Origin of the sequence: Pseudomonas asturiensis (assembly GCF_900143095.1) — a bacterium.
GTDB classification, from domain to species: Bacteria; Pseudomonadota; Gammaproteobacteria; order Pseudomonadales; family Pseudomonadaceae; genus Aquipseudomonas; species Aquipseudomonas asturiensis.
The window spans coordinates 64,652-77,126 of sequence record NZ_FRDA01000002.1 but is presented as its reverse complement, the minus strand read 5'-3'; the positions used below and the strand labels follow the sequence as shown (position 1 = coordinate 77,126).

General features: G+C 57.8%; 7 protein-coding genes and 1 pseudogene. 6 read left to right on the top strand and 2 right to left on the bottom strand.

Annotation, left to right across the window (positions count from 1 at the left end; translation table 11 throughout):
• Nucleotides 1–68 precede the first annotated feature (68 nt).
• Nucleotides 69–587, top strand: a pseudogene (locus BUB69_RS29450) (methyl-accepting chemotaxis protein); the annotation flags it as partial.
• 417 nt (nt 588–1,004) lie between these two features.
• Here the strand turns inward: BUB69_RS29450 and BUB69_RS03445 are convergent.
• A complete protein-coding gene (locus tag BUB69_RS03445) occupies nt 1,005–2,273 on the bottom strand; it encodes a tyrosine-type recombinase/integrase (RefSeq protein WP_073162379.1) in 1,269 nt (422 codons plus the stop codon).
• A gap of 153 nt (nt 2,274–2,426) precedes the next feature.
• A complete protein-coding gene (locus tag BUB69_RS03440) occupies nt 2,427–3,341 on the bottom strand; it encodes a LysR family transcriptional regulator (RefSeq protein WP_024688297.1) in 915 nt (304 codons plus the stop codon).
• A 319-nt stretch (nt 3,342–3,660) separates the two neighbouring features.
• On the opposite strand from BUB69_RS03440, the gene BUB69_RS03435 reads away from it, so the two are divergent.
• The 5 genes from BUB69_RS03435 to pgm all read left to right on the top strand — a co-directional run bounded on the left by BUB69_RS03435 (nt 3,661) and on the right by pgm (nt 12,440).
• A complete protein-coding gene (locus BUB69_RS03435; protein WP_073162376.1) occupies nt 3,661–4,689 on the top strand; it encodes a zinc-dependent alcohol dehydrogenase family protein in 1,029 nt (342 codons plus the stop codon).
• Nucleotides 4,690–5,249: 560 nt separating this feature from the next.
• Nucleotides 5,250–6,752 (top strand): hypothetical protein, encoded by a 1,503-nt coding sequence (locus BUB69_RS03430; protein ID WP_073162374.1) that lies wholly within the window; start codon nt 5,250–5,252, stop codon nt 6,750–6,752.
• A 94-nt stretch (nt 6,753–6,846) separates the two neighbouring features.
• Nucleotides 6,847–8,253, top strand: coding sequence for an aminotransferase-like domain-containing protein (locus tag BUB69_RS03425; RefSeq protein WP_073162371.1), 1,407 nt, complete (start codon nt 6,847–6,849; stop codon nt 8,251–8,253).
• A 120-nt stretch (nt 8,254–8,373) separates the two neighbouring features.
• On the top strand, nt 8,374–10,686 hold the full coding sequence (locus BUB69_RS03420) for an ATP-dependent DNA helicase (RefSeq protein WP_073163209.1): 2,313 nt from the start codon (nt 8,374–8,376) through the stop codon (nt 10,684–10,686).
• A gap of 107 nt (nt 10,687–10,793) precedes the next feature.
• Complete coding sequence (gene pgm / locus BUB69_RS03415) at nt 10,794–12,440, top strand: phosphoglucomutase (alpha-D-glucose-1,6-bisphosphate-dependent) (RefSeq protein WP_073162368.1); 1,647 nt, start codon at nt 10,794–10,796, stop codon at nt 12,438–12,440.
• The last annotated feature ends 35 nt before the right edge of the window (nt 12,441–12,475 follow it).

Below are 12,475 nucleotides of genomic sequence, written 5' to 3'. Positions count from 1 at the left end.
TTCACTCGCTCGCTATTCGCATGGAAGATTCTGTCAAGACGGTGAGAGTACTCGAAGAAAGCAGCAATGATATCGGAGCTGTTGTAACTGCGATCCGTGCCATCGCAGAACAAACCAATTTGCTCGCACTCAATGCCGCTATTGAAGCCGCTCGAGCCGGAGATCATGGCCGTGGTTTCGCTGTTGTGGCTGATGAAGTTAGAAGCTTGGCGCAAAAAACCCAGCTTGCGACTGAGGAGGTTAGATTAATCATCGAACGTTTGCAGGGCGGGAGTCAGTCGGTGACCCAATCAATGCTTGAAAGTCATACCCATACTCAATCATGTTTACAGCAAGCGCAGATGGCCGCGCATACCTTCTTGGGTATCACGGCGTCCGTAAACATCATCAATGAGATGAATAATCAGATTGCTGCAGCTGCAGAACAGCAAAGCCAGGTGGCTGAAGAAATCAACTTCACAATAACAGGAATGGGACAAATTACGGATCAAGTCGCCACAGCGGCGAAGAAGGCGTTGGAGTCGGGATCAACCCTTAATGCTCTATCGGCTGAGCAGTGTAGGTTAGTCACCCAATTCAAGGTCTAACTAGCTATTAGTCACGGCTGGATGCCGACCTTTTAATTAATACTTGTTAATGGGTGGCCCGCTTCAAGCGGGCGCTCAGCTAACATAGGTCGATATAACGTAAATAAGAAGCCCGTGAATATCTTTACGCATCCTGATCCTTTTTTTCAGTCAGAGGGTCCCCGCGCTCTCTCATTCATAGCTCTCTGTGGTGATGCGAAAAGAGCGTCAATTACGGAGAGTTCGTCGATTGGCGATAAATAGAATTAAATGGCGTAGCATGGAGTCACTTGTACTTGGCTCTTGATGTACCTCAATAAAATTTATAATTAAGTCCTTCCCTGCTTAGGCAAGAAAAGAAAATCTTTAGATTTCAATGGGGCGGGCGTTAGATGCGAGTATCGTTTCCTGCTCCAATCTCCTGATTTTCGTATATCGTCAATCTGTGGTCACTCGCCAAGCGTTTTGCCGTAGATGATCTAAATAGTCAGCCCATCGTTGAGCCGCTTCCCGGCGTTGCGCTAGCAGTTGCGCACGCGCATAAACAGCCCCTAGTGCACCTGGCATTCTGTGGGATAACGATAGTTCGAGCACAATTGGATCGATGCCCAAGTGCTCGTGTGCAATGGTTCTGTAGGTCGCGCGAAAGCCGTGAGCAGTGATGTTGTACTCCGGCCAAATACGCTGAAAGGACTTGAGCATGGAGGTCGGGTTTATGGGACGTCCCGGATAGACCGGCGAGACGAACACCCAGCCTTTGCCTTCTTCATCCACCACGCGGGTTTTATGTAGCTCGCGTAACAGAACCAAGGCTTGTTCAGGCAACGGCACGATGTGTTTGCTCTTGTCCAGATGCTTGGTCTTGCTCACCACATAACGCCAATCGGCGCCCGCCAAGTCGACATCTTCCCAGCGCATCTGCACCAGTTCGCCTGGGCGGACCGGCAACATGACCAGCAGGCGCATTGCGGTGGCAACGCTGCCGTCGTTGCAGTCATCAAGGCGTAGAAGAAACCTGCCCAAGTCGGATGGCCTTTCGATCGCCGGGTTGCTGGTCACGATGTGGCGAATCTTCAACTCCTCAATGTTGCTGAGTGCCACGTTGCGCTCCACCCAGCCGCGACCTTCGGCAAAGCCCAGAACGGCACGTATGATGGTGCGCACGCGCCGGGCCATGGCCATGGTGCGCTGGCGGCGCAACTCAGTGATGATCGTAGTGATGTGCTCCAACTTGATCTCGCTGATCGGTTTTTTGCCAATGGCAGGCAAGATGTGGTTGTTCAGCGCTCCGGTAAAGCCCGAGATGGATTTTGTCACCAGTTCGGCAGACTTGAATGCCAACCATTGCTCGGCCACGTAAGCGAAGGTGCGCTCTTCATTGAGCAACTGTGCCTCGATCTTGGCGGTCTTGGCCCTGAGCGGAGCGGTGTGGTTAGCCACGTCGCGGCGTGCGCCGCGGGCAATGTCGCGTGCCTCCTTGAGGCTAATGTCGGGGTAAGCGCCGATGGAGAAGCGGTTTTCCTTCCCATGCAGCCGATACTTCAATCGCCAAACCTTGGAAGGGGATTTGCCGACCTTACTCGACGCCCTCACCTCCAAGTAGAGGCCAGGAACTTCGCCATCGGCGTGTTTGCCAGGTTCGGTCAGTAAGCGGATCAAGGCATCGCTGAGTTTTCGTTTGAAAACAACCGCATTATCTGGGGGCATCGGTGGGGGCATCCTTTTTAAGGAACCGAAATTTGCCCCCAATTATGCCCCCATGAGTCGTGGAATCCATTGGATTTAGACAGACGGCTATGGTCTTAAAAATCCAATAACTTGTTGTTATTAAATGGTTTTATAGAATTTAGTGGAATTCCGTTACAGGCTATCGGGGTCCCCAAAGAACATCTGAATCCTCGACCGCAACCATCGCTCCCCCGGATCGTTATCCTGCGCGCCACGCCAGGCCATGTGCAGTTCGAACGTACGGGTTTCAAGAGGCAGTTCTTCAGCGCGCACGCCGCCTGCAGCGGTCAGTACGTGTGCGGCGTAGTCCGGGACGGTGGCGATGATGTCGGTGCCGGTCAGCAGCGTTGCCAGGCCGTTGAACTGGGGGACGGCCAGTACCACATGGCGTTTGCGGTCCAGTTTTTCCAGGTGCTCGTCAATGAATCCGCTCAGGTCGCCTGCGAAAGAGACAAGCGCGTGGGGCCGGGCACAGAAGTCGTCCAGGCTCAGCGGGCCAGGGATCGAGTCGGCACGCAGCAGTTGCGGCTTGCTGCGGCGCAACACTTTACGTTTTGCGTTGGCAGGCAGGTCCTGGGTGTAGCTGACGCCGACCGAGATTTCCCCTGAGGCCAGCAGAGGCGGCATCAGGATGTAATTGACTCGCCTGATCACCAGCACGATGCCGGGTGCTTCGGAGCGCAGGCGCTTGAGCAGGGTCGGCAGCAGGGCAAATTCGACGTCGTCAGACAGGCCGATGCGGAACACCGAGGTGCTGGTGGCCGGGTCGAATTCCGACGCGCGGCTGACGGCGGTCGAGATGGAGTCCAGTGCAGGGGACAGCAGGCCGAAGATTTCCGTGGCGCGCGCGGTGGGCTCCATGCTGCGTCCGGTGCGCACGAACAGCGGGTCGTCGAACAGTCCGCGCAGGCGCGACAGCGCGGCACTGATTGCCGGTTGGCCGAGGAACAGTTTCTCCGCAGCACGCGTGACGCTTCGTTCATGCATCAGGGTTTCAAAGACGATGAGCAGATTGAGGTCGACGCGACGCAGGTCGTTGCGATTCATACGAAGGATCTCGGGCCATTTGTCGATGGGAAGCGGGAGCAGGGTGCGATAGTACGAGCAAACGTTGATTTCACGAATCAAAAATTAACAGAAAGATCATTGACCTGCGTTAAATGCCCACACGGGTTGCAATGTTTCGTCGACATGCGAACAATGGCCGCCAGTCTTGCAATCGGCGCTCAGGCTTTGTCCTACAGGCTGTGCAGCCTGGAAGAGACAATCGATGGCAGGCATGTCGACTATTAATAGCCACTGATAGTGTTACCGGCAATGCCCGGATAGAGTTTGTGGCATCAAGGTTTACGAGGCGAGGTTCTCAATGTCCCGCATGATCCGTTTTCACCAGTTTGGCCCGGCCGAGGTGCTCAAGATCGAAGAGCATCCCGTCGCGCTGCCTGCACCCGGCGAGGTGCAAGTGCGCGTCCAGGCGATCGGCGTCAGCTGGTATGACGTTCTCTGGCGACAAAATCTTGCATCGACCCAGGCACGGCTACCGGCTGGCGTGGGCTATGAAATGGCGGGCGTGGTCACAGCGCTCGGCGAAGGCGTCGATGACTTGAGCGTCGGTGACAAGGTGGCGAGCTTTCCGGCAGCGGATGCCAACCAGCACCCGGTATACGGCGAGTTCATCGTGCTGCCGCGCAAGGCACTGGTTCGTTACCCGGACGTGCTCACGCCGGTTCAGGCCAGCGTGCATTACACGTCTTATCTGGTGGCTTATTTTGCCTATGTCGATCTGGCGCGGGTCAAAGCCGGGCAGTATGTGCTGGTGACCGATGCCAGTCATTGCGCAGGACCTTCGTTCGTGCAACTGGGCAAAGCGCTCGGTGTTCGTGTGATTGCCGCCACCAAGACGGCCGATGCTCGCGACTATCTGCTGTCATTGGGGGCCGAAAAGGTCGTCGTCACTGAAGAGCAGGACCTGCTGATGGCGGTCAACAAGTACACCGAGAACCGCGGCGTCGATGCGGTGTTCGATGGCCTGGGTGGTCCGCAGATGTCGTTGATGGGGGATGTGCTGGCGCCACGTGGCAGCCTGGTGCTTTATGGTCTGCAAGGTGGCAATCAGACGCCATTTCCGGCCTGCGCGGCGTTTCAGAAGAACATCCAGTTCTATGTGCACTGCCTGGGCAACTTCACCGGCAAACCGGAGCTTGGGATTACCCAGGACGAGGAAGCGCTCAAACGAGCCCTGCAGGACATCAATCAGTTGACAGCCGACCGGGTGCTGGCGCCCTTGCAGACGCGCAGCTTCCCGTTCGAGCAGGTCGTGCAGGCGCACCGCTACATGGACACTTGCCCGATTGGCGGGCGGGCGGTTCTGGAGCTTGAGGTTGAAGCCGACTGAATACGCAGTCCTGCCTCGCTAGTTGACGAATCTCTGAAAGCCTTCCCTGTGTGGAAGGCTTTTTTTTGGTCATGATCAACACTCTCTGAGGATCGCTCTATTGATTCATGTCAGGGATCACTGAACCTGTCGCGATGACGCGTTGTGTCGGTCAGGCGCTGTTTAATAGTGTTTAATCAAGCTTTCAGAAAAGACGCGCCGCCAACTAACTTTCCTACGCTAAATGTCGCATTTAGGCAGTCAGCGTGATGGTCAGTCGCTGAAGGTCAGGGCTTTAGGGGGTTCCAGCGATTTGTGTACGCAGTCGTCGCAGGTTCTATGTCTTCAGAATTTGGGTCCGGCCTATAAACACGATGTTTAAAGCCGATGAATGGGCAACTTAACTGCACTGTTTTTAACGCCATTCTGTGCCTTGTAATTGTTTCAAGGATACTGATAATAGTTTGGTAATTATTACTCAGGGAATGAGTCATGGTCGATTATGAATTCGATGATCAGCCCGATGTTGAATGCCGTGCCAATACGGTGTTTTGCCGGGTTGAGCGGGCAGGGAGCACACAATGAGCGCCATCCATGAACAGGCAATGAATTATGTATACCAGCAGGTATTGCAGCGCCTGCTGAGTTACTTTTCGCGGGCGGAGCGCACCGCGCTGCAACTGTTGATTCAGCGCCTTATCGTTGCCGCAGGCGGCATCGAGCGAATCTCCACTTTTAAGGTGCTGGTGGCGTTCGGCGGTGGCAAGGACAGTGCCTACACGCTGGCATTTGTGCGGGCGGCGCAGTTGAGCATCGCGTGTCGCGCCCCCGGAACATTCAACCTGCGCGTGGCCAACAGGCGCCATGCGGGCATGACGTCTGCCGTCATGGATAACATCGATCGCAGTTATGCGGCGTTGTTTCTCTACGATGATCCGCGGGTTGAGATGCTGGTGTTCGATAACCAGTACACTCAGCCGTTTGAGCCGGACCTACCGTTTTCCAGTGCGGGCCGCGAGCAGAACCGCTCTGATATGTTGGTGGCCGGGCATCTGTCCGCTGGCGATGCACGCACGACTTTCTGCAACAGCTGCTATCTGGGGCTGGCCGAGTTTCTGGGGCGAGCCTCGTCTTGGGGCAAGGGTGTCGATGCGCTGGTCAGTGGCGATTCGCGCAAGGACCAGAAGCAGTACATCACCTGGATCATGCGCTTGGCACAACGCACAGGGCAGGGGACTGGCCAGTGGAAAAACCATAACGCCAACAGCGTGCTCAGGGCGCTGGATCATGTCGGGCAGGCCTTCTACCACGAACTGTATGGAGAACAGGCTGACGTAGACAAGCCCGTTCGGCCTGTTGCCCCACCCCTCAAGTCCAGCGCCCCTGCGCTTATCGGCATTGCCGATCTGGTCAGTTGCAAAGCGGATGAGCACTGGGGCCTGCTGAGCGAGTTCCTGAATTTTCGTTTTGATGACCTGTCATTCAGTTTCAGCGAATCCGACTGCGCAAACCCGCTATTGATGGCACACATGCGCGGACTGGCGGCGCAGTATGTTCAGGAGCGCAGTTATGCCGACGGCATTGCCGAATACCTGACGCTGGCGACTTCGCTCATGCGCGCCAAGGGAATGCCGGCTCGGCTTATCGAGCAGGCCTTGAGCGCCTATGACGGGCCTGAACGTATCGCCGTGCGTCGAAGCTTGGCCGAGGGTTTCGCTCAGGAAGGCTATGGGCTCAACGAAGTCCAACTGGTCTGCATGCTCTTTTCGCCTTTCGTGGACAACGGGCGAGGGCTTGAAGCGTTTTTACGGCGGTGTCATCCGGGGATGCTGATCGCGCTGCCGGACCTGCACAAGGTGTTGTCCGGCTCGACCGCACCTGATCAGGTCTTGAATTGGCTGGTCGATATCAGCGGTCTGACCATCGACGGCGCGCGCAAGCTCTATGCCAAGCAGCGCGTGGACTTCAATGACGAGCGCTCGATCATCGCCAGGATTCGCGCTGCAGACCCTGACAAGCGCCGTATCATGACCATCGACCCCTCAACCGGTGAATCCGTTCTGCAGATTGTCTCCGGGCGCTGAACCTGCTGTGTGCGGCGTGATCGTTGCCGTTGCGGGCACCTGTCATGTCGCGACTGCCTGGGACTTTTATTGGCTGAGTGCCGGGTAATTTTCCATGAAAAACAAAACGGATTTCGCCTATCAGGCGGTGTATCGCTATCTGTTGCGTCTGGTCAACGACGCGCAAGAAACGTCACCCTTCAAATTGCCTTCGTTGCGCCAGTTGGCGCGACGGCTCAGGGTATCGATCTCCACGGTACAGAGCGCCTATTCGTTGCTGGAAAAAGAAGGGCGCATCTGTTCCGTGCCCAAATCGGGCTACTACACGATTGCTGCCGAGCGCGGTGAAGTAGAGCGGCCTTCGAATCGTCACGACGATGATCTTCTGAATGCAATGTGCAGAAGCGCACGTCGGCCCGGAATGTGGGTGATCGGTGATGACGAGCCCACCGTGGTGCAGCTTCAGGCCAGTCCGCTGATTGCCATGGAGCGGGAGCTGGCGCGTCATTATCCCAGATTCGGCAGTGCTGGTTTTCAGCCATTCGGAGACGTCGAGCTGCGCACTGCGCTGGCAGCCCGCTATACCCGAGATGCAGGACATGGCTGGTATGCCGACGACGTCTACATAGCCGCGGATCTGTCCAGCATGCTCAAGGCCGTGATCGAGACGCTGGGCCTGCGCGAAACCCACGTGCTGGTTGAGTCTCCCTGTTCATGGGGGCTGCTGCGTCTGCTGCAAGCGTATGACATACGGATTGTCGAACTGCCGCTGGACGAGAGCGGCAGCGTGGATCTGGTGGTGCTGGATCAGGTGCTTGAAGAGCACACCTTTAGCCTCGCGCTTCTATCGTCGCTGCTCAATCCGGTTTGCGGCCGCGTCAGGCCCTGGAGCAACACGCAAGCCGTGGCGGAGCGGCTTGAGCGATACAAGGTTCGGGTGCTTGAAAATGACAGTCATGGTGATCTGTCATTCACCCGCGAACAGGGCCGATTGCGCGACATGATTGACCCTTGTCGTCTCATTATCATGGGTTGCTTCGCGAAAACCCTCGGGCCCGAGGCACCTTTTGGTTATGTGCTGTGCAAGGGCGGCGAGCATGAGTGGCAGCGCTATTTTCTGGTCCACGGGTTCGAGCTGCCGCCGATGCGTCAGAAGGCAATCGCCCGGTTGTACGCCAGCGGGCAGATGGATACGCACCTCAATAGCCTTGTCCTGGCGCTGGCCGAGCGGATGCTGGAAATGAATCAGGCGCTGGACCGTCATCTGGCCGGCATCCTGCGCTATGAACGACCGACGGGGGGCAGCGCATTCTGGGCCGAGTGCTTGAGTCCGGTGAGCATGCGGCGAGTATTCGATGACTTGCTTGGACAGCGGATCGTGATCACGCCGGGTGAGTTGTTCAGCGCGCACGCTTGGCATCGACAGCATCTGCGCATCGGTTACGCCATTGACTGGAGTCAGGACACCGAGCGGTTGCTTGCCACCTTGAGGACTGCATTCGAGCAGGCGCGTACACCTTGATGAGGCGTTCATCCTTCCGCCGATCCATTTGTGTTTGCCAGGTTCGTTACAAGGTTGTTAACTGGACGCCTGTCCAGTATCTGTAACCCATGGTTTCCTCGCGCAGTGACTTCTCTGACCATCGCCAGTCCTTCCTCAACACTTGCCCCCGACGGAGCGCCGACCAGGCGTTATGCTGTTGCTGTCAGGGCGTTGTGTGAGTTCACGGCCAAGGTCGGTGATCTGGATCTGCGTTTCACGCCGTCGCCGACCGCACAGGAAGGCATCGCCGGACATCGTACGGTCGCCTCGCGGCGCAGCGCCGATTATCAGGCCGAGCTGGCGTTGAGCGGCGACTACCATGAACTGACCGTTCGGGGCAGGGCAGATGGCTACGACCCTGCGCGTAATCAGCTCGAAGAGGTGAAGACGTATCGCGGCGAGCTGGACGCCATGCCTGCCAATCATCGTCAGTTGCACTGGGCGCAGGTGAAAGTCTATGGCTGGCTGCTCTGTCAGCAGCTAGGCCTGAAGGAGGTCACGCTGGCGCTGGTGTATTTCAACATTGTCAGTGAGCAGGAAACCCTTATTTGCCAACCCTTCAGCGCCGAGACGCTGCATGCGTTTTTCGAACAGCAGTGCGCAGTGTTCCTGAGCCACGCGCGACAGGAGCTGGCGCACACTCAAGGATTGCACCAGACGCTGGGCACGCTGGCGTTTCCTCATGCATCGTTTCGTACCGGTCAGCGCACGCTGGCGGAATCTGTCTACAAAGCCGTGAGCACCGGCTGCTGCCTGATGGCGCAGGCGCCGACCGGTATCGGCAAAACCGTCGGCACGCTGTTTCCGCTGCTCAAGGCGCTGCCAGTCCAGAAACTCGACAAGATCTTTTTTCTCACTGCCAAGACCCCCGGTCGCAGGCTGGCGCTGGATGCGTTGCAGGTCATTGGCGACAGCGCTCCGCACCTGGGGCTGCGGGTGCTGGAGCTGGTGGCACGGGACAAGGCTTGCGAACATCTGGACAAGGCCTGTAATGGCGACTCCTGCCCGCTGGCCAAGGGTTTTTATGATCGCTTGCCTGCCGCACGTGCGGCAGCGTTGCTGTCGCCCTGGCTGGATCAGGCAGGCGTGCGCGAGGTTGCGCTGCAGCACCAGGTCTGTCCGTACTACCTGAGCCAGGAGCTGGCGCGCTGGGCCGACGTGGTGGTTGCCGATTACAACTATTACTTCGACCTGAGCGCGCTGTTGTTCGGTCTCGGCCAGTTGAATCAGTGGCGCGTTGCTACGCTGGTGGACGAAGCCCATAACATGGTCGAGCGCGCCCGACAGATGTACAGCGCCAGCCTCGATCAGGGCACGATCAAGACCTTGATTCAGACGGCGCCGGAGCCCGTGAAAAAAGCCCTGCAGCGCGTCAGTCGACAATGGACTGCGCTGCACAAGGAGCAGGTGGGTGCCTATCAGGCCTACGCCCGGCTGCCGGAGAAATTCCTCAACAGCCTCAATCTCTGTATCTCGGCCATCGGGGATCATTTCAACGAGCATCCACATGCGGTGGACGTTGCCCTGCAGGGCTTTTATCTGGAGGCCATCAGCTTTGTTCGCATCGCCGAACTGTTCGATGAGCACTTTCTGTTTGATATTGCCAAGCGAGACATCGGCAGCAAAGGTAGCCTGTCGCGCCTGAGCCTGCGCAACGTGGTGCCGGCGCGTTTTATCCAGCCGCGTCTGACGGCGGCGCGCAGTACCGTACTGTTTTCCGCGACGCTCAATCCGAGCCATTACTACCGCGATTTACTCGGGCTCCCCGCCAATACCGTGTGGATTGATGTGGAGTCGCCGTTCCATCATGAGCAACTGGCGGTGCACATTGTCAGCCGCATCTCCACGCGTTACACCCATCGCCAGGCCTCTTTGGCACCCATCGTCGAACTGATGGCCGAACAGTTCCAGGCCCGGCCCGGCAATTACCTGGCGTTCTTCAGCAGCTTCGATTATCTGCAGCAGGTGGCCGGTTTGATGGCGCTTACCCATCCGCACATCACACTCTGGCAGCAGGCCCGGGGCATGGGCGAGGGCGAGCGTCATGCTTTTCTCGACCGCTTCACGTTAAGCAGTCAGGGCATTGGTTTTGCCGTATTGGGTGGGGCATTCGGGGAAGGTATCGATCTGCCGGGCGCGCGTTTGATTGGCGCCTTTATCGCAACACTGGGGCTGCCGCAGCTCAATCCGGTCAATGAACAGTTCAAGCAGCGCATGGCGGCTTTGTTTGGCGCTGGCTACGATTACACCTACCTGTACCCCGGCCTGCAGAAAGTGGTTCAGGCGGCCGGGCGTGTGATTCGCAGCCAGAGTGACAAAGGCGTAGTGATGCTGATTGATGACCGCTTTGCGGAACGCAAGGTGACGCAACTGTTTCCCGCCTGGTGGCGGCTCGCCGAGTCAAAGACTTAAGGATCGATATCCAAGCGTCGCTGTCGAACTGTCAGTAAACTGCCGCATCGCTTGCGGTCTGTTCGGTTTTTTCTGTTTACATCCCATTTTCTATCCACGGAGGTTGTATGAGTCTCAGTCCTTTCGCCGGCAAGCTGGCACCTGCGCAGTTACTGGTCGATATCCCGAGACTGGTCACGGCTTACTACACCGGCCAGCCCGATGCTTCGGTCGCTACCCAGCGCGTTGCGTTCGGCACCTCCGGGCACCGCGGCACCTCTTTCGAACTGAGCTTCAATGAATGGCACGTTCTGGCCATCAGTCAGGCCATCTGCCTGTACCGACAGGCCAAAGGCATTGATGGCCCGCTGTTTCTGGGTGCCGACACCCATGCGCTGTCCACCCCTGCCGCGGCTACGGCGCTTGAAGTGCTGGCTGCCAATGGCGTGCAGGTGATGATTTCCCAGGGCGATGAATACACCCCGACGCCTGCGGTGTCCCACGCGATCATTTGCTACAACCGTGGACGCACCTCCGGTCTGGCCGATGGCATCGTCATCACGCCGTCGCACAACCCGCCACAAAGCGGCGGGTTCAAGTACAACCCGCCCAATGGCGGCCCGGCCGACAGCGACATCACCAAGTGGATCGAGAACAAGGCCAACGAATTGTTGGCCGAGAAGATTCAGGGCGTATCGCGCATAAGCCATGAAAAAGCCTTGCGTGCCGACACCACGCATCGTCATGACTACGTCAATACCTACGTGGCAGACCTGAAAAATGTCATCGACATGGACGCCATTCGTGATGCAGGACTGCGCCTTGGCGTCGATCCGCTGGGCGGCGCAGGGGTCAATTACTGGACCGCGATTGGCGAGCATTACGGCCTGAACCTGGACGTGGTCAATAAGTTCGTCGACCCGACGTTCCGTTTCATGAGCGTCGACTGGGACGGTCAGATCCGCATGGACCCGTCGTCCAGCCATGCCATGCAGAGCCTGATCGGTCTCAAGGACCGGTATCAGGTTGCCTTTGCCTGTGACCCGGATCACGACCGCCACGGTATCGTGACCCCGACCGGCGGGCTGATGACGCCCAACAGCTACCTGGCTGTGTCCATTGATTATTTGTTTCAGAATCGCCCGGACTGGCGCGCGGATGCGGCCGTGGGCAAGACCGTGGTCAGCAGCGGCATGATCGACCGCGTTACCGCACGTCTGGGCCGTCGCCTGTACGAAGTGCCGGTGGGCTTCAAGTACTTTGCGCAAGGCCTGTTTGACGGCTCGCTCGGTTTTGGTGGCGAGGAAAGCGCGGGCGCTTCGTTCCTGCGTCGTGATGGTTCGGTCTGGACCACCGACAAGGACGGTCTGATTCCCGCGCTGCTGGCGGCCGAGATTACTGCACGCACCGGACGTGATCCGAGCGAGCATTACCAGACCATGACCGAGCAACTGGGCAAGCCATACTCGACCCGCGTCGATGCCAAGGCCAATCCGCAACAAAAGGCATTGCTGAGCAAGCTGTCGCCGGATCAGGTCACGTCCACTGAACTGGCGGGCGAGCAGATCGAGACGGTGCTGAGCAACGCGCCGGGCAACGATCAGGCGTTCGGCGGCGTGAAAGTCATGACTGAAAATGGCTGGTTTGCCGCGCGCCCGTCGGGCACCGAAGACATCTACAAGATCTACGCCGAGAGCTTCGTGGGTGAGGATCACCTTCAGCGTCTGGTGGCAGAGGCTCAGGTGCTGGTGGACGGCGCGATTGCTGCCAGGTAATCCATGAGGTCACGGCGACGGCCCGCCTGCGATTT

Bases quoted from the DNA above. Each gene is read 5' to 3' on its own strand.
- BUB69_RS03445 (WP_073162379.1), bottom strand. From the start codon at position 2,273: ATGCCCCCAGATAATGCGGTTGTTTTCAAACGAAAACTCAGCGATGCC.
- BUB69_RS03440 (WP_024688297.1), bottom strand. From the start codon at position 3,341: ATGAATCGCAACGACCTGCGTCGCGTCGACCTCAATCTGCTCATCGTC.
- BUB69_RS03435 (WP_073162376.1), top strand. From the start codon at position 3,661: ATGTCCCGCATGATCCGTTTTCACCAGTTTGGCCCGGCCGAGGTGCTC.
- BUB69_RS03430 (WP_073162374.1), top strand. From the start codon at position 5,250: ATGAGCGCCATCCATGAACAGGCAATGAATTATGTATACCAGCAGGTA.
- BUB69_RS03425 (WP_073162371.1), top strand. From the start codon at position 6,847: ATGAAAAACAAAACGGATTTCGCCTATCAGGCGGTGTATCGCTATCTG.
- pgm (WP_073162368.1), top strand. From the start codon at position 10,794: ATGAGTCTCAGTCCTTTCGCCGGCAAGCTGGCACCTGCGCAGTTACTG.